At 70.9% G+C, this 17,670-nt stretch carries 9 protein-coding genes and 1 pseudogene; 9 read left to right on the forward strand and 1 reads right to left on the reverse strand.

Going from position 1 to position 17,670, the window contains the following annotated elements; genetic code table 11:
* The first annotated feature begins 44 nt into the window (after positions 1-44).
* The 6 genes from H6693_04925 to H6693_04950 all read left to right on the forward strand — a co-directional run bounded on the left by H6693_04925 (position 45) and on the right by H6693_04950 (position 12,147).
* The gene (locus tag H6693_04925) at positions 45-4,037 is read left to right on the forward strand and encodes an FG-GAP repeat protein (GenBank protein ID MCB9515513.1); all 3,993 of its coding nucleotides are present in this window, start codon (positions 45-47) and stop codon (positions 4,035-4,037) included.
* Positions 4,038-4,246: 209 nt separating this feature from the next.
* On the forward strand, positions 4,247-7,687 hold the full coding sequence (gene mfd / locus H6693_04930; protein ID MCB9515514.1) for a transcription-repair coupling factor: 3,441 nt from the start codon (positions 4,247-4,249) through the stop codon (positions 7,685-7,687).
* Between the two features lie 115 nt (positions 7,688-7,802).
* Complete coding sequence (locus tag H6693_04935) at positions 7,803-9,551, forward strand: peptidyl-prolyl cis-trans isomerase (GenBank protein ID MCB9515515.1); 1,749 nt, start codon at positions 7,803-7,805, stop codon at positions 9,549-9,551.
* Entirely contained in the window at positions 9,538-10,473 is a 936-nt protein-coding gene (locus H6693_04940) for a peptidylprolyl isomerase (GenBank protein ID MCB9515516.1), read from the forward strand. Before H6693_04935 ends, H6693_04940 begins: the two co-directional genes overlap by 14 nt.
* Before the next feature lie 25 nt (positions 10,474-10,498).
* Positions 10,499-11,872 carry a peptidylprolyl isomerase gene (locus tag H6693_04945; GenBank protein MCB9515517.1) on the forward strand — a complete coding sequence of 458 codons (1,374 nt, stop codon included), beginning with the start codon at positions 10,499-10,501 and terminating at the stop codon, positions 11,870-11,872.
* 17 nt (positions 11,873-11,889) lie between these two features.
* On the forward strand, positions 11,890-12,147 hold the full coding sequence (locus H6693_04950; protein ID MCB9515518.1) for a hypothetical protein: 258 nt from the start codon (positions 11,890-11,892) through the stop codon (positions 12,145-12,147).
* 554 nt (positions 12,148-12,701) lie between these two features.
* Here H6693_04950 and H6693_04955 read toward each other — a convergent pair.
* Positions 12,702-14,150 (reverse strand): annotated as a pseudogene (locus H6693_04955) (cation:proton antiporter).
* 284 nt (positions 14,151-14,434) lie between these two features.
* Between H6693_04955 and H6693_04960 the strand changes: the two are divergent.
* The 3 genes from H6693_04960 (at position 14,435) to H6693_04970 (ending at position 17,670) form a co-directional block, all read left to right on the forward strand.
* Entirely contained in the window at positions 14,435-15,526 is a 1,092-nt protein-coding gene (locus H6693_04960) for a DUF4097 family beta strand repeat protein (protein ID MCB9515519.1), read from the forward strand.
* 168 nt (positions 15,527-15,694) lie between these two features.
* Positions 15,695-16,960 carry a dicarboxylate/amino acid:cation symporter gene (locus H6693_04965; protein ID MCB9515520.1) on the forward strand — a complete coding sequence of 422 codons (1,266 nt, stop codon included), beginning with the start codon at positions 15,695-15,697 and terminating at the stop codon, positions 16,958-16,960.
* A gap of 137 nt (positions 16,961-17,097) precedes the next feature.
* Positions 17,098-17,670 carry a hypothetical protein gene (locus H6693_04970; protein MCB9515521.1) on the forward strand — a complete coding sequence of 191 codons (573 nt, stop codon included), beginning with the start codon at positions 17,098-17,100 and terminating at the stop codon, positions 17,668-17,670.

Genomic DNA, 17,670 nt, shown 5'->3' on the forward strand with positions numbered 1-17,670 from the left:
TCTCGGGTTCCCACAGCCGAACCCATCGCCCAGGGAGGGCAATCATGCCTCGCGCGTCCCGCCTCGCTTCCGGCCTTCGCCTCGCGGCCGCCCTGCTTGCGCTCCTGCTGCTGACCGCTCCCGCGCCCCGCGAGCAGACGTCCCCCGTTCCCGGCGACTGGTGGACCGAGGTGCAGACCGCGCTCAGCGCGGCGGAGTACCTGCCCGAGGCCATGGACGGCGGGTTCGGGGCCCCGAATCGCGCGCAGGGGCTGCGCCTGCGCTTCGACGCGGAGGGCGTCAGCGTGTCGCCGCGCCGCGCGTCGGCGGGCGACTGGCGCTGGGCCTGGCGCACGGCGCGCTGGGGGCGTCCGGCCGCGCTGGCCGAGGCCGGCGCCGTGGGTCCGATCGCCGACGCGCGGCAGATCCACTATGTCCGCGAGGGCCTGGTCGAGTGGTATGCCAACGGCGAGTCCGGGCTCGAGCAGGGCTTCACGGTGAGCGAGGCGCCCCCGGGGGCGGGGCCGCTCTGCATCGTCGGCGCGGTGGAGACGTCGCTGGGGTTCGACCCGAGCGCCGACGGCGACGCGCTGCAGTTCGCCGACGCGGACGGCCACGCGCGCCTGCGCTACGACGCGCTCCGCGCCTGGGACGACGCCGGCCGCGAGCTGCCCTGCCGCATGGCGCTGGCCGACGGCGCGCTGCGCCTGGAGGTGGACGACACCGGCGCGCGCTACCCGGTGACCCTCGACCCGCTGCTCAGCACGCCCGACTGGCTGGTGCAGGGCGCCATCATGAACGCCGAGCTGGGCTACCGGGTCGCGCCCGCGGGCGACGTGAACGGCGACGGCTACGGCGACATCATCGTCGGCTCGCCGGACTACACGAGCAACGGCTGGCTCTTCTACGGGCGCGCGTGGGTGTTCCTCGGCGGGGCCGGCGGGCCGTCGTCGACGCCGCACTGGGAGGTGACCACCACCCAGGACGGCTGCAAGTTCGGCTACAGTGTGGCCGCGGCGGGTGACGTCAACGGCGACGGCTACGACGACGTGCTGGTGGGCGCGCCGGATTACGCCGTCGACTACTACGCCAACGGCGCGGCCTTCCTCTACCTCGGCTCGGCCTCGGGGCTCGACACGAGCTACGACTGGCGCGAGGACGGCAACGACGTCTACGTCTCCTTCGGGTGGAGCGTGGCCGGCGCTGGCGACGTGAACGGCGACGGCTACGACGACATCCTCATCGGCGATCCCTACTACGGCACCACCGGCCGCGCGACGCTCTACCTTGGAGGGTCCGCAGGACCCGACCATACAATCGACTGGGCGGTGGGCATCGCGGGGCGCAGCGGCAACAGCGTGGCCGGCGCGGGTGACGTCAACGGCGACGGCTACGCCGACATCGCCGTGGGCATCCCCTGGCGGACGGGCACGCTCGGCGCCGAGGGCGGCTTCCGCGTCTACCACGGCGGCGCGTCGGGGCCCGACACCACGCCCGACTGCGACGTGCTGGGCGACGAGATCGGCGAGTATCTGGGCTACAGCGTGGCCGGCGCGGGCGACGTGAACGGCGACGGCTACGCCGACCTGCTCGTGGGCGGCGTCGCGCTGGACGGCTACTACGCCACGCACTCGCGCGTGCAGCTCTACCTGGGTGGCGCGTCGGGCACGGCCACGGCGCCGGCCTGGGAGATCACCCAGGCCGACCACGGGCAGGCGCTGGGCTACGACATCGCGAGTGCGGGCGACGTGAACGGCGACGGCGTCGCCGACGTCCTCGTGGGCTGCCGCGGCGACGACTCGGCCGGCAGCGACGCGGGCCGCGCCTGGCTCTACCTGGGCAGCCTGCAGGGCCTGGCGACCGAGGCCGTCTGGAGCGCCTACGGCGAGGCCGCCGGCGACCTCTTCGGCGCGGTGGCCGGCCTCGGCGACGTGGACGGCGACGGCTTCGGCGACGTGCTGGTCGGCGCGCCCGGCATGTCCGACGACCATCCCGACGGCGGCGCGCTCTACTGCTACTGCGGCTTCGCCGACATGCCCAAGCTCAGCAGCGGCTGGTTCGCGCAGTCGGATCAGGCCGGCGCGCAGCTGGCCTACCGCGTGGTGGGCGCCGGCGACGTGACCGGCGACGGCTTCGACGACCTCTGGGTCGCCGCACCCTGGTACGACAACGGCGAGGCGGACGAGGGCGCGGTCTTCCTCTTCCCCGGCGGCCACGCGGGCCTGTCCTACCTGCCGATCTGGTGGGCCGAGAGCAACCAGGAGAACGCGCACCTCGGCTTCGGCATCGACTGCGCGGGCGACGTGAACGGCGACGGCCTGGTGGACGTCATCGTGGGCGCGCCGTGGTACGACACGGGCAGCGGCTACAACGGCGCGGCGTTCATGTGGTACAGCCAGCTGGGCGGCATTCCGCTCGGCACGCCGGACAACGCGGACTGGTCCGTGCTCGGCATGCAGGCCAGCGCCCAGCTGGGCGCCGGCGTCTGCGGCATCGGCGACGTGAACGGCGACGGCTATGCCGACGTCGCCGTGGGCGCGCCCTACTACGACAACGGCAGCACCGACGAGGGCGGCGTCTGGGCCTACTACGGCGGCCCCGGCGGCCCGAGCGCCGTCAGCGACTGGTTCCACGACACCGACAAGGCCAGCACCGGCTACGGCCTGCGCGTCTCGAGCGCCGGCGACATGAACGGCGACGGCTACAGCGACCTGCTCGTCGGCGCGCCGCTCTACGACCACCCCGAGACGGACGAGGGCCTGCTCGCCGTCTACCTGGGCGGCGAGGACGGACTGCAGGTGGGCGCGCCCTGGTGGTGGACCGAGAGCGACGAGGCCGGCGCGCAGCTGGGCCTCGCCATCGACTGCGCGGGGGACGTGAACGCGGACGGCTACAGCGACATCATCGCCGGCGCGCCCTATTTCAACGGAATCCTGACCGACGACGGCGTCGCCTACATCTGGCTGGGCGCGGCGACGACGCCGACCACCACGCCGGAGTTCTCGGTGACGGCGGGCCAGGCCTACGCCCACACGGGCACGGCGGTGGCCGGCGTGGGCGACGTGGACGGCGACGGCTACGACGACGTGCTCGTCGGCGCGCGCGACTACGACGCGGGCAGCCTCGGCGACGCCGGACTGGCCTTCCTCTACCGCGGCGAGTCCGGGGGCATCGACCACGGCGCCGCGCCCTGGCTGCTCGAGGGCAATCAGGACGGCGGCGGCGCCGGCAACGCGGTCGGCGGCGGCGACTTCAACGGCGACGGCTTCGCGGACCTCGTGGTCGGCGCGTCGCGCTACACGCTGGGCCAGGACACGGAGGGCATGGCCTTCCTGTTCTACGGCAACGGCGGCCGCGGCCTGTCGCGCACGCCGCGCCAGTGGCAGGTGGACGGCGCGACCCGTCTCGCGCCGCTCGGCCGGAGCACGGAGCTGGACGCCGTCGCGATCAGCGCCCGCGGCCGCACGCCGGCCGGCCGCGGCCGCGTGCGCCTCGCCGTGGAGGTGAAGCCGCTGGGCACGCCCTTCGATGGCGCGGGGGTCGTCACCGGTCCCTGGACCTGGACGGGCGCGCCGGGCACCTACGGCAGCACGGTGGATCTCGCGCCGCGGGTGGTGGGCGGACTCGCCGACGACACGCCCCAGCACTGGCGGCTGCGCCTCGAGACCGAGGACCCGCGCTTCCCGCGCACGCCGTGGTTCGGCCTGCCGTCCAGCGGCGTCAGCCGGACGGCCTTCCGCACCAGGAGCAGCGGCACGTCGGTGGAGACCGTGCCGGGCCTGGGCGCGCTGGCGCTGTCGAACCATCCCAACCCCTTCAACCCCGCCACCACTCTGCGCTACGCGCTGCCCGCGCAGGCCAGGGTGCGGCTGAGCGTGCACGACACGGCCGGCCGCTGGTTGCGGGATCTTGTCGACGAGACGCAGGAGGCCGGCCCGCACACGGTGCGGTGGAATGGGTGTGATGGGGCGGGCCGGCCCTTGCCTTCCGGCGTCTACTTCGCGCGCCTCGAGGCGGGAGCCTGGAGCGAGAGCCGGAAGCTGGTGCTTCTCAAGTAGCAAGCAGTGACCCGACCGTGCGGCGGGATGCCGCAGGCCGTCGCCGCCCGGATCCACCCCCTGTGGTCCGGGCGGTCTTCGTTGGATTGACGCTCCGCGCCCCCGCTGCTAACTTGCCCCCGCGCCGCCAGACGGCGCCGCGAACGCAGCCCCCCGGTTTTTACCGGCCGGGGCTAGCTGTGCGTCGACCCCGGCGAAGGGCTCGCTCCATGGCCATCCTCGACGATCTGCCCACCCTCCACGGCGGCGCCGCCGCGCTGCGCGAGGCTCTGGCCGCCGGCCCCCAGCGCCGTGTGCTCACCGGGCTCAAGGGTTCGAGCTTGCCGCTGCTGCTGGCGCGGCTGGATCGCGAGCTCGAGGATGACCCCCGCCCCTGGGTGCTGCTCACCAGTCTCGGCGCCGAGGCCGAAGGTCTCGCCGAGGACCTGCGCACCTTCGGCGCGACGGGCGTGGAGCACTTCCCCGAGCTGGAGATCCTGCCCTTCGACCGCCACAGCGCCGACCGCAACCTCGTCGCCCGCCGCGTGGAGGTGCTCGACGCGCTGGAGCGCGGCGAGGTGCGCTTCCTCTGCACCAGCGTGCGCGCCTGGCTGCGCAAGGTGCCGCCGCCAGAGCTGCTGGCCGAGCGGCGCTTCACGCTGCGCCCGGGTCTCGACCTCGATCTCGACGGCCTCGCCGCCCGCCTCGAGGCCCTGGGCTATCGCAAGGTGGGGCTCGTCACCGAGCCCGGCGACTTCGCGGTGAAGGGCGGGATCGTCGACCTGTATGCCCCCGGGGGCACGATTGACGCGCCCCTGCGCCTGGAGTTCTTCGGCGACACCCTCGAGAGCCTGAGGCAGTTCAGCGCCGAGAGCCAGATGAGCACCGGCGCGGTGACCGAGGCGCGCGTCCTGCCCTGCAGCCAGGTGCTGCTGGCCGAGGAGGATCGCCTGCGCGCGGTCCGCGAGCTGCACAAGCTCTACCCCTCCGAGTCCGTGCTGGTGGAGGACCTGGCCGCGAGCTTCCTCGAGGGCATCCCCTTCGAGGGCATCGACCGCTACAGCGCCTACTTCGTGCCCGAGGTGCCGCTGGCGCGCTACTTCCCCGCCGGCCTGCGGCCCGTGCTCCTCGACGAGGGCGCCATCGCCGAGCGCTGGCAGCATCTGGACGACGAGGTGACCCGCCGCCACGCCCGCGCGCTCGAGAACGACGAGCTGCCGCCGAACGCCGACGCCGCCTACCTCGACCGCGGCGATCTGCAGCGCCTGCTGGACGCGCCGGAGCTGCTCCTCGTGGAGGACGAACTCGCCGAGGCCATGGCCAGCCCCCGCGCGCCGGTGCTCAAGTTCGCGAGCAAGAGCCAGCCCGCCTTCGGCAGCAGCGTGAAGGCCCTGCGCGAGGACCTGGGCCAGCTCGTGGCGGAGGGCTACCGCGTCACCGTGTTCTGCGACAACAAGGGCCAGGCGGACCGTCTCGCCGAGATCCTGAGCGATCACGAGCGGCTGCTGCACCTGCCCGTGGGCGACCTGCAGCACGGCTTCCTGCTGCCGGACGAGAAGCTGGCCGTCTACACCGATCACGAGATCTTCGACCGCTACAAGCGCATCCGCCGCCGGCAGCGGCTCTATCGCGGCGCGGGGCCCGTGCGCGACCGCGCGAGCCTGAAGCCGGGCGACTACGTCGTGCACATCCAGCACGGCGTGGCGCGCTACCAGGGCATGAAGAAGCTCGACGTCCTCGGCGAGGAGCGCGAGGTCCTGCACCTCAGCTACGCGGACGACCAGCAGCTCTACGTGCCCGTCGAGCAGATCCACCTGGTGGAGAAGTATTCCAACCAGGAGGACGGCAGCCCCCGCCTCAACCGCCTCGGCGAGAAGGCCTGGATCCGCACGCGCAAGAAGGCCGAGAAGGCCGTCCGCGAGATGGCCGCCGACCTGCTGCAGCTCTACGCGCGGCGCCAGGCCAGCGGCGGCTTCGGCTTCGGTCCCGACACGCCCTGGCAGAAGGAGCTGGAGGCCAGCTTCCTCTACCAGGACACGCCCGACCAGGCCCAGGCGGCGCTGGAGACCAAGCAGGACATGGAGCAGGCGCGGCCCATGGACCGCCTGGTCTGCGGCGACGTGGGCTTCGGCAAGACCGAGGTGGCCATCCGCGCCGCCTTCAAGGCCGTGCAGGCGGGCAAGCAGGTGGCCGTGCTCGTCCCCACGACCATCCTCGCCCAGCAGCACCTGCAGACCTTCGCCGAGCGCCTGCGCGAGTACCCCGTGCGCATCGACATGGTCAGCCGCTTCCGCACGAGCGCCCAGATCAAGGAGACGCTGAAGCGCCTCGCCGCCGGCGAGCTGGACATCGTGGTGGGCACGCACCGCCTGCTCTCGGCCGACGTGGCCTTCAAGGACCTCGGCCTGCTGGTGGTGGACGAGGAGCACCGCTTCGGCGTCGCCCACAAGGAGAAGCTGAAGCGGGCGCGGGCGGCGGTGGACGTCCTCACGCTCACGGCCACGCCCATCCCCCGCACGCTGCACATGGCCCTCGGCGGGATCCGCGACGTGTCGCTGATCCGCACGCCGCCGCTGGACCGCCTGCCGGTGCACACGGAGATCGTCGCCTTCGACGAGGAGACCATGAAGGAGGCGATCCTGCGCGAGGTGGACCGCGGCGGGCAGGTCTACTTCGTGCACAACCGCGTGGAGACGATCACCGCCATGGCGGCCTTCCTGCAGGAGCTGCTGCCCGATCTGCGCATCGCGGTGGGGCACGGGCAGATGAGCGAGAAGCAGCTGGAGCGGGTGATGGTGGACTTCATCGAGGGCGAGTTCGACGTGCTGGTGAGCACGATGATCATCGAGAGCGGTCTGGACATCCCGCGGGTGAACACGATCCTCATCAACCGCGCGGACCGCTTCGGCCTGGCCCAGCTGCACCAGCTGCGCGGGCGCGTGGGCCGCAGCCGGCAGCGCGCCTACTGCCTGCTCATGATCCCGCGCGACCGGGGCGTCACGGACGACAGCCGCCGGCGTCTCGAGGCGCTGGTGGAGCACGACGAGCTGGGCGCCGGCTACAAGCTCGCCCTGCGCGATCTCGAGATCCGCGGCGCGGGCAACATGCTCGGCGCCGAGCAGCACGGCCATCTGACGGCGGTGGGCTTCGACCTCTACCTGCGCCTGGTGGCCGAGGCCGTTCGCGAGCTGCGGGAGGGCAAGAGCTACGCGCAGGACGTCCGCGTGGAGTCGCGCCTGGACGCGCGGATCCCCGACGACTACGTCCCCGACCCCGAGCAGAAGATGATCCTCTACCAGCGCATGGGCCACGCCGATCGGCTGGAGCAGGTAGACGCCCTGCGCCGCGAGCTGCGGGACCGCTTCGGCGACCTGCCGGGCCCCGTGGAGAACCTCTTCCTGCTGCTGGAGCTCAAGGTCCTGGCCCAGGGCGCCGGGGTGGCCCGGGTGGAGCTCGGGGACCCCACGCGCGTGGAGATGCAGCCCGGCGCGGGGCTGAACAGGACCGCCCTGGGCGACTTGGCCCGGAACTTCGGGCGCGATATACTCTTCAAGGCGGGCGATCCCCTGGTCCTGGAGCTGCGCGGCCGGCCCGGGGAGCGCATCACCCAAACCCGAAACCTGTTGAAGTCGATGGAAGGCTGTGCTATTCAATTGACTTCAAATGCCTGAAAGAACGGGGCTTAACGTGGTTCGCGCCGGCGTCGACCGGCCGCGACGGAGCGTCGGCGGTCCTCCCCGACGGGTCCTGCGCCCCATCCCATCCCGAGTGAGGTGTTCGATGTCCATGGCGAAGCTGAGGTCCGCCCATGTCCTGACGGCGCTGCTGCTGGGCAGCCTGCTGGCCGGCTGCGGCGGCAAGAACCCCGACGACGTTGTGGCCTCCGTCGACGGCGTGCCCATCACCGTGGCCTACTTCGAGGCCAAGTGGGCGAAGCTGGCGTCCAACGACGCCGACTTCAAGCCGACGCCGGCGAACCTGGACTCCATGCGTGGCGCGGTGCTCGACGTGCTCATCAACAAGGAGCTCATGGTGAACAAGGCCCTCGAGGAGAAGATGGTGGAGGACACCGTCTACCGGGAGGCCTACGACAACCAGCTCGACTACCGGCTCATCGAGGCGCTCAAGAACCGCGAAGTCGTGGACAAGATGCCCACCTTCACCGAGGACGACCTGCTGGCCCACTACAAGTACCTGGGCCTGACGGTGAAGGCGCGGCACATCGACATGGATCTGCTCGAGGACGCGCAGAAGGTGGTGGCCGACCTCAGGGCCGGGACGATCAGCTTCGCCGACGCGGTGGCGAAGTACTCCACCAACCAGGACCGGGATCGCGGCGGCGACCTGGGCACGGTGAGCTTCGGCAGCAACATCAAGCCGGTGGAGGACGCGCTCTTCAACATGGGCGAGGGCGAGATCACCGATCCGATCAAGACGCCCTACGGCTACAGCATCTTCATCGTGGACTCGGTCAAGAACACGCAGCCGCAGGAGTACGCGGCCGTGCGCGAATCCATCAAGCGCCGGCTGGAGACGCGCGCGCTGCGCGAGAAGGGGGCCGAGCACGCCGAGCGCGCGCTCAAGAAGCACGGCTTCAAGTTCCACTGGGACACGGCGGAGAAGGTCCTCGCCAAGATGCCCGACGACATGACGCCCTCCCAGGCCGCGCAGTCGCGCGCGAACACGGAGGAGAAGCCCGTCCTCAAGTTCTCGCCGGAGGAGCTGAAGATGACCCTCTACGAGCTGGAGGGCAAGGACTACACGCTGCAGGAGTTCTCCGACGAGTACGACCGCCTGCATCCCTTCGCGCGGCCGCAGAAGGCCAACCGTCTGCAGGGCATCTACAACTACGTGCAGAAGGAAGTGGTGGGGAAGGTCATGCCCGAGGAGGCGCGCACCCAGGGCCTGGACAAGGATCCCGAGGTGATCGTGGCCATGAAGGAGTTCGAGGAGCAGGCCTGCATCGGCGCGGTGCGTCGCGTCTTCGTGGAGCGCAACCTGCACATCACCGAGGCGGACGAGCGCGCCTTCTACGAGAAGAACCCGCTCTACTACACGATCAAGCCGCAGGTGCGCTGCAAGCAGATCATCAACAGCGAGGAAGCCAAGATCCAGGACGCCTGGAAGCGCCTGCAGGCGGGCGACAGCTTCGACGACGTGGGCCGCGACGTGTCGATCGTCTTCGACCGGCAGTGGGTCACCGACTGGTTCACGCCGGACTCGATCGCCAATCCCGAGAACGAGGCCATCCGCCTCATCGCGCGCCTGCAGGAGCCCGGCGAGATGACCGAGCCCTTCTACTACCAGGGCTACTGGGGCATCATGCAGCTCTTCGAGACCCGCCCCGCGCACCTCATGGAGTTCGAGGAGGCGAAGAGCCGCGTGGAGAAGGATGTCCACGAGTCCATGGCCAACGCCATGCTCGACTCCCTGCTGGGCGAGTGGCGCAAGGATGCCGACGTGGAGATCGACCAGAAGGTGCTCGGCAAGACCGAGATGGGCGAGGCGCCCAACCCCGACCATGGCCGCTTCTAGCCGGGGAGGGGCGGCTCTCGGCGCGGCGGTCGCCGTCCTGCTCGGGGGCCTGCTGTTCGTGGGCGGCTGCCGCGAGGAGGCCGGCTCGCCCGGTCTGTCGAGCCGCGGCGACGACGGCGCGCGCGCTCCCGAGCGCCTGGACTACCTGGTCCGGGTGGGGGACACGGCGCTGTCCGAGGAGCGCTTCGTGGAGGGCATCCCCGAGGAGTTCCGGGGCCTCCTCACGCTGGAGGAGAAGCGCGGCTACCTGGATCGCTGGGTGGACACGGAGCTGCTCTACGAGGCGGCCAAGGACCGCGGCGTCCTCGACGACCCCGACCTCCAGCAGCGCCTGGAGCAGCAGCGGCGCGAGTACGTCGCCAACTATCTGCTGCAGAAGGTGCTGAACGAGCGCGTGGCGATCACCGAGGGCGAGATCGCGGACTACTACGCCGAGCACCTGGACGAGTACTCGTCCGAGTACCGCTATCGCGAGATCGTGGTGCGCAGCCAGCAGGAGGCGGAGGACCTCCACGAGCGTCTCGCCAGCAACGCCATCTCCTTCACGCGGGCGGCCGAGCGCCACTCGCTCGCCAGCTCCGCGCGGATGGGCGGCGACATGGGCTGGCTCGCCAAGGGCGGCATGCCGCCCGAGGTGGAGGAGCGCATCGTGAACATGAAGCCGCAGGAGATCTCGAAGCCCTTCGAGACCGCCTGGGGCTGGACGCTGATCCAGTTCCGCGAGCGCCGCGAGAGCGACCGCGCCCTGGATCTGCAGGACGTCCGCGACGAGATCCTGCGCTACCTCACCATGCAGCGCCGCCGGCAGGTCTACGCCGAGTTCCTCGACGAGGTGCAGCAGAGCTACCCCGTGCGCTATCACCCCGATCTGGAGCAGCGTCTGCGCAGCGACGAGTTCGTGCCCGCGGGCAGCCTGCGCTAGCGTGGCCCGCGCCGAAGGAGAGTCCATGTCATCGCGCCGTGCCGTCCTGTCCGTCCTTCTCGGCCTGATCGCGCTGCCGGGGGCCGGCGCGCGCGCGGCCGACGCTCCCGCCGACAGCAGCGGCCAGACCCTGCCCGTGCTCGAGCAGGTGGTGGCCACCGTGGACGACGAGGTGGTGCTCCTCGGCGAGATCGTGGCGGACGTTCAGTACCACGCCCTGCAGCAGGGCGCCATGCCGAGCCCCGCGGAGCAGCGCGAGCTGCTGCAGGAGGCCCGCGATCGCCGCATCGAGGAGAAGCTGCTCGTGGCCAAGGCGAAGCGCGATCAGATCCAGATCGGCGACGAGGACCTGAACATGGCCCTCGACGGGCACATCGACCAGCTGCGGAAACAGGCCGGCGGTGACGCGGGCTTCGCGCGGGAACTGGACCGCGAGGGCATCACCGAGCGGGAGCTGCGGCGCAACCTGCGCGAGCCCATGCGCGAGCAGCTGCTGGCGCAGCGCGTGGTGGAGCGTCTGAGCCTCGACACCCAGGTCGGCGACGAGGAGTTGCGCGGCTTCTACGAGCAGAACAAGAACAACCCGGAGATCATCCCGCTGCGTCCCAAGGCCGCGCAGCTTTCGCACATCGTCGTGATTCCCCAGGCCAGCCCCGAGCGCGAGCGCGAGCTGCGCGACAAGCTCGCCGAGATCCACCGGCGCCTCGACGCCGGCGAGGACTTCGGGGACGTCGCCAAGGCGCTCAGCCAGGGCCCGGCCGCGGCGCGCGGCGGCGATCTCGGCTGGTGGGACCTCAAGGACATCGCCCTGCCGGAGCTGGCCCTCGCCGTGGCGAACCTGCCCCCGGGCGCGGTGACCGACGACGTCCAGAGCGAGCAGGGCTACCACGTCCTCAAGATGGAAGAGCGCGACGGCCAGCGTGTCCACTTCCGGCAGATCTTCGTGCCGCTGCCCATCTCCGACGGCGAGCGCCAGGCCGCGCGGGATCGCGCGCGGGAGGCGTGGCAGCGCCTGCAGGCGGGCGAGGACTGGGACAAGGTCGTGGCGGAGTACAGCGACGACACGCCCACCAAGGACAAGGGCGGCCTGCTGCCGCCCATCCCCGAGGAGCAGCTGGACGACCGCTACCTCAGCATCGTCGAGGCCCTCGAGCCCGGCGAGTACTCGGGCGTGTTCCTGGGCAAGCACGGCTATCAGATCCTGCGGCTGGAATCGCGGGACGCGTCGCGCGCCTTCGCCTTCGACGAGGTCGCCGACCAGCTGCGCACCCAGCTCATCGCGCGCAAGCGCAACCAGGCCATCCAGAACTACCTGGGCCAGCTCGAGCAGGAGCTGCTGGTCACGCGGGTCCCGCTGCCTCCGCTGGAGCAGATCGCGGGACTCAGCCCCGGCGGTTGAGTCCGTTGCGGCTGGACGTGTGGCTGAGCAAGGTCTGTCTCGTCAGGAGCCGCAGCCAGGCGAAGGCCGGCTGCCACAGCGGCAAGATCCTGCTGGGTGACGCGCCCGTCAAGGAGAGCCACGAGCTGCGGCCCGGCGAAGAGCTCACCCTGATCTTTCCCCAGCGCGAGCTCAGGCTGCGCGTGCTGGACATCCCCGCGGGCAACGTGGCCAGGCGCGACGCGCCGAGCTACTACGCGCTGCTCGGCGAGCGCACGCTGCCCCGCGAGTTCTAGTCGACGCGATCTCCGCCTGCGCAAGAACGCCGGGACTCCGCGAAGGAGCCCCGGCGCATTCATCGGGTCGGCCGCAGCCGTCGCGCTAGGTGCTGTCGGCGTAGTTGAGGCGACGGCTCTCCACCCCCACGGGCTTGCGCTCGCTCGACGGGGAGGACTGGCCGCGACTCTGCGACTCGGAACCGCCTCCGCCGCCGCGCTCGCCGCCGCCGCCACCACCACTGCCGCCGCCGCCCCCGCGACGTCGACGCGGACGCCGCCGCCGACGGCGCGCGGCATCGCCTTCGCCCTCGGCGCGCGGACCGTCGCCGCGGCTGTCGCGCCGCGGCGCCGGCGCCCTGGCGTCCGCTCTGGGCGGCGCGTTCGCCGCCGCCGGACTGCCCGCGACCCCCGCGTCCGGAGCCGCCGCGCCGGCGACGCCGGCCCTGGTCCCGGTCCTCGTCCTCGCGTCCTTCATCGCGGGCGCGCTGACGGTAGTACTCCTTGCGACGCTCGCGGCGCTCGTTGGCGATGCGCCGCATCTCCTCGTCCGAGGCGCCCTCGTAGCCGCCGCGCGCGCGGCCGAGCGACCACTTGAGCGCGGGCGGCGTGATCAGCGTGGTCACGATGACCATGATCACCACCGCGCCGTAGGTGGCGTCGTCGATGATCCGCTCACCGGCCACGGCCAGGCCGGTGCCGATGCTCGCGAAGATGAGGCCCACCTCACCGCGCGGGATCATGCCGAAGCCCACGGAGAGCCGGTCGAGGCCCTTCTCCATCACGCCGAACGAGCAGACCTGCTTGCCGAGGATGGCCGCCACGGTGAGGCCGGCCGCCAGGAGCAGGATCTCCGTCTGGCCGAAGTAGATCAGCTTCACCTTGTAGCCCATGTGGACGAAGAAGATCGGCACCAGGAAGCCGGCCAGCGGATGCAGCAGCTCCTCGAGCGTGTGCTTCTCGCGCTCCTTGAGCTCGCCGTAGTGGACCTCGTCCAGGATCAGGCCGGCCGCGAAGGCGCCGACGATCGTCGCGAGGCCGATCTTGTTGGCCAGGTAGCTAAGCGAGAAGAGGATCACCAGGGCCGTGGTCAGCAGCAGGTGCTGGCCGCGCAGCTTGCTGGCGAGCTTGAAGATGCGCGGCGAAGCCCACTGGCCCACCACGACCGCGCCCACGAGGAAGAGCAGCGCCTTGCCCACGATCCAGGCCACGGCGCCGATGGAGACGCCGCCCTCGTTGCCCGCGCCCGCCGCCATGATGATGCCGGAGACCACCGCGAGGATGACCAGGCCCATCACGTCGTCGATCACGGCCGCGCCGAGGATGATCTTGCTCTCGCGCAGCGTGATCTTCCCGAGATCCTTGAGCACCCGGGCGGTGATGCCCACGCTCGTCGCGCAGAGGGTCGCGCCCAGGAACACATGCACGTAGGTCGAGTGCTCGGGCAGGAGCCAGACGCCCACGCCCCAGCCGAGGAAGAACGGAGCGATGACGCCGAAGGTGGCCACCAGCAGGGAGCTCACCCCGACGCTCATCATCTCCTTGATGTTGCTCTCCAGTCCCACCTCGAAGAGCAGCAGGATCACGCCGATCTCGCCGAGGATCTCGATCATGTCCTCGGCCGGCACCATCCCGAAGACGGTGGTGTTGAAGAGTTGCTGCACGCCCGTGAATCCCACCAGGGCGAGATTCCCGAGCAGCACGCCGAAGACCAGCTCGCCGAGCACGCCCGGCTGGCCGAACTTCTCCATGAGCGCGCCGCCGAGCTTGGCGGCGAGGATGATCAACAGGAGCAGCGCGAGGACGGGGACCACGGGGTTGTCGTGGCCGCCTCCTTCCTCGCCGTGGGCATCGCTGCCCGGGGCGCCGTGTCCGGCGGCGGCGTCGCCCGAGGCCCCATGCGAAGGGCCTGCCAGGGCGTCACCACCGACTTCCGCGGACGGCGCTGGGGCCGCAACCGCTTCCTGCGCAAAAGCTTGCGCAGCAAGGGCGGCCCGTGGCTGGATCGCGTCCAGCGCACACATTCCGGCCACGGCGAGCGCGACGAGAAGCATCAGCGCTGCGCCGGCAGGGCGGAAAGTCCGCATGCCGTCTCCTTTTCAGGACTCGAGACTGGGCCGGGCCCGATGGCCTAATCCGTTTAGTGGTTTTGAATTACACTTGACCGGGCCTCGGGGCACAGCGTAAGCGGGGCTCAGGATGTCGTCAAGCAGTGTCCTCGGCCTGGAACATGAAACCGGGCCCGCCGGACACCGTACAGTTTCCGTGCCTACGCGACACATTCCAGATCTGAAATAGGAGTGGTCCCATGAAAAGCGCCCTCGTCCTCATCGCCGCCACCCTCTGCCTGCCCGCCGCCACCGCCTGGGCCGGCGCAGATTACAGCAAGGACATCGTTCGCAAGTTCGAGCCGCGCAGCGTCGAACAGCTGGAGCTGCAAAATCTGGCCGGGCGGCTGCTCGTCGAGGAGGCGAGCGGGGACGAACTCGAACTCCGCGCCACGGTCCACGCCGACGCCTACGACAAGATGGACGCGCGCGACGTGGCCCAGCTCCTCGAACTGAAGATCGAGCGCGACGGCGGCGCGATCGCGGTGATGGCCGTCTACCCGGTGGACCGCTACTCCCGCCTCCGCTACGGCGCCGCCGAGGGCGGCTTCTTCTCCGGCAGCACCCAGACGCGCGTGGACGGCCGCAAGGTGCGCATCAGCATGGGCCGCAAGGGCGACGGCCTGCCGCTCTGGGTCGACTTCCACCTGCGCGTCCCCAAGGGCGTGGACTGCTCGCTGCGCAACCTCGTGGGCGACGTCAAGCTCGAGGGCCTGCACGGCGACGTGAAGCTGGACTGCGCCAGCGCCGAGGTGGACGTGGACCGCCACGACGGCCGCCTGCTGGTGGACAGCGGCAGCGGCGACATCCGCGTGGTGGACATGCGCGGCGCGCTGACCCTGGACACGGGCAGCGGCGACATCAAGGTGGAGAACCTCGAGGGCGACTTCAGCGGCGACACGGGCAGCGGCGACATCCTCCTGCGCCAGGCCCGCGGCGAGGCCTTCCACGCCGACACGGGCAGCGGCGACGTGATTCTCAAGGACGCCGCCTATCCGCAGATGGGCATCGACACGGGCAGCGGCGACGTGGAGGTCGCCTCGCTGCTGGCCGAGCTTCGCCGCTGGCAGGTGGACACGGGCAGCGGCGACGTGGTCTTCAGCCTGCCCGCGCTGGGCGCTTCCTTCCGCCTCGAGGTGGACACCAGCAACGGCGACGTGCAATGCGCCTTCGACAGCCGCGACGTGCAGCTGCACCGCGGCAAGATCCGCAGCCTCACGGTGGGCACGGGTGAGGGGCTGATCATCGTGGACACGGGCAGCGGCGACATCTCGCTGCTCCAGCGAAAGTAGAGAGAGGGTCCGGGATCCGGCTGGTCCGGAGACTTCCCGCGAGGCGGCGCCCAGGGCTACGGGCGCCGCCTCTTTTCGTGGGCGAGGCGTGGCTTGTTCGAGCGCCGGTCGCGGGTTAGCATGGCGCTGCGGTCGCGGTCCCGAGGGGCCGGACCCGGAAGGAGCGCCATGCCGTCCACCGGCCGCCCACGGGGCAACTCGCTGTTCATCCTCGCCATCTTCGTCGCCATGCTCGCCGGCGGCCTGCTCGGCGCCCTGCTCGGGCGGGAGCTGCCGCTGCTGGCGCTGGTGGGCGACCTCTTTCTGGCGGGCCTGAAGATGATGATCGTCCCCCTGGTCGGCTCGAGCATGATCGTGGGCGTGGCGTCGCTGGGTGACGTCCGGCGCCTGGGGCGCCTGGGCGGCCTGACGCTGGTCTACTATCTGAGCACGACGCTGCTCGCGGCGGCGCTGGGGCTGCTGCTGGTGAACCTCATCCATCCGGGCGCGGGCGTGGACGCGACGAGCGCCGCGCTGGAGGGGGGAGTGCACGAGTACTCCTTTCTCGACGTGCTGCGCGGGATCGTCCCGCCCAATCTCTTCAAGGCGCTGGCCGAGGGCCAGATGCTGCCGCTGATCTTCTTCTCGCTCTTCTTCGGCGCCATGCTGAGCACCGTCGGCGAGAAGGGCGCGCCGGTGCTCGCCTTCTTCGATGGCATCTTCCAGGTGAGCCTGCGCATGGTGCATCTGGTGGTGGCGACGGCCCCGCTGGGCGTCTTCGCGCTGGTGGCCACCCGCCTCGGCGCCGCGGGCGGGTGGACCGCCTTCGCCTCCGAGTTCAGGGCGCTGGGCCTCTACGCCCTCACGGTGATGCTGGGGCTGCTGCTGCACGGGGCCGTCACGCTGCCGGCGGTGCTGGCCACCTTCGGCCGCCGCTCGCCGCTGCGCTTCGTGCGCGACATGCTCGAGCCCATCGCCGTCTCCTTCTCGACGGCCAGCAGCAGCGCGACGCTGCCCGTCACGATGGAGGCCGTGCGCGAGCGGGCGGGCGTGGACGGCCGCGTGGGCAACTTCGTGCTGCCCCTCGGCGCCACGGTGAACATGGACGGCACGGCGCTCTACGAGGCCATCGCGGCCGTGTTCATCGCCCAGAGCTACGGCGTGGCGCTGACCCTGCCGGTGCAGCTGGTGATCATCTTCACGGCCACGCTCGCGGCCGTGGGCGCGGCGGGGATCCCGCAGGCGGGCCTGGTGACCATGGTGATGGTGCTGCAGACCGCCGGCCTGCCGGCGGAGGGGATCGGAATGATTCTCGCCATCGACTGGTTCCTTGACCGCTGCCGCACAACTGTTAATGTCTGGGGTGACGCCGTGGGGGCGGCGGTCATCGCACGTCATGTGCGCTTCGAGTCGCCGGAAGCGGTTCCACGCCATGGGAACGGTGAGCGGCGCTGACTTATCTTGACGTTTTTGCAATCTCTGCTACCGTAGAGATGACGACGGCTTGCAGGACCGACATCTGAGCACCACCGTTCGCCCCGGGAAACGCCCGGTCGGCGGCGGCCGCAGCGCCCGTCTTCAGGGAGCGACAGATGGAAGAGTCCGGCCATACCCCCCCTTCCCCGTCCACCCCGCCCGCGCAGCGTCTGATCGAGGTGACCGGCGAGGTCATCCTGGCGATCCTCGAGAGCACGCGGACCCTGGGTGACGAAGGCCTCAAGATCCTCGGGCGCCACCGCATCACCGCGCCGGCGGCGGGCCAGTGGTACCCCTTGCCCAGCCTGCTGGAGGCCTTCGCCGAGCTGGAGGGGTCGATGACGAACACGACCCTCTTCACCATCGGCCACAAGATCCACCGCAACGCGAAGCTGCCCGCCCAGAGCTACGACGACTTCGTGAAGGCCCTGGAAGGCATCGACGAGGCCTACCACCTGAACCACCGGGGCGGCGAGATCGGCCATTACAGCTTCGAGCGCGTGGCGGCGAAGCACATCGAGATGACCTCCACCAGCCTCTACCCCTGCGAGTTCGACCGCGGGGTCGTCGCAGGGTTCTCGACCATCGCCCGGCCCGCAGACATCGAGACGCTCAGGGTCTATCACGACCGCAACAGCCCCTGCCGCCGGCTCGGCGGCCCCTTCTGCCTCTACCACGTGGCCTGGTAG

Source organism: Candidatus Latescibacterota bacterium (assembly GCA_020633725.1).
Lineage (GTDB): Bacteria > Krumholzibacteriota > Krumholzibacteriia > JACNKJ01 > JACNKJ01 > VGXI01.

What these genes read in the sequence shown, in the direction of transcription:
- H6693_04925 (MCB9515513.1), top strand. Translation starts at nt 45, where the DNA reads ATGCCTCGCGCGTCCCGCCTCGCTTCCGGCCTTCGCCTCGCGGCCGCC.
- mfd (MCB9515514.1), top strand. Translation starts at nt 4,247, where the DNA reads ATGGCCATCCTCGACGATCTGCCCACCCTCCACGGCGGCGCCGCCGCG.
- H6693_04945 (MCB9515517.1), top strand. Translation starts at nt 10,499, where the DNA reads ATGTCATCGCGCCGTGCCGTCCTGTCCGTCCTTCTCGGCCTGATCGCG.
- H6693_04965 (MCB9515520.1), top strand. Translation starts at nt 15,695, where the DNA reads ATGCCGTCCACCGGCCGCCCACGGGGCAACTCGCTGTTCATCCTCGCC.
- H6693_04960 (MCB9515519.1), top strand. Translation starts at nt 14,435, where the DNA reads ATGAAAAGCGCCCTCGTCCTCATCGCCGCCACCCTCTGCCTGCCCGCC.
- H6693_04940 (MCB9515516.1), top strand. Translation starts at nt 9,538, where the DNA reads ATGGCCGCTTCTAGCCGGGGAGGGGCGGCTCTCGGCGCGGCGGTCGCC.
- H6693_04935 (MCB9515515.1), top strand. Translation starts at nt 7,803, where the DNA reads ATGGCGAAGCTGAGGTCCGCCCATGTCCTGACGGCGCTGCTGCTGGGC.
- H6693_04970 (MCB9515521.1), top strand. Translation starts at nt 17,098, where the DNA reads ATGGAAGAGTCCGGCCATACCCCCCCTTCCCCGTCCACCCCGCCCGCG.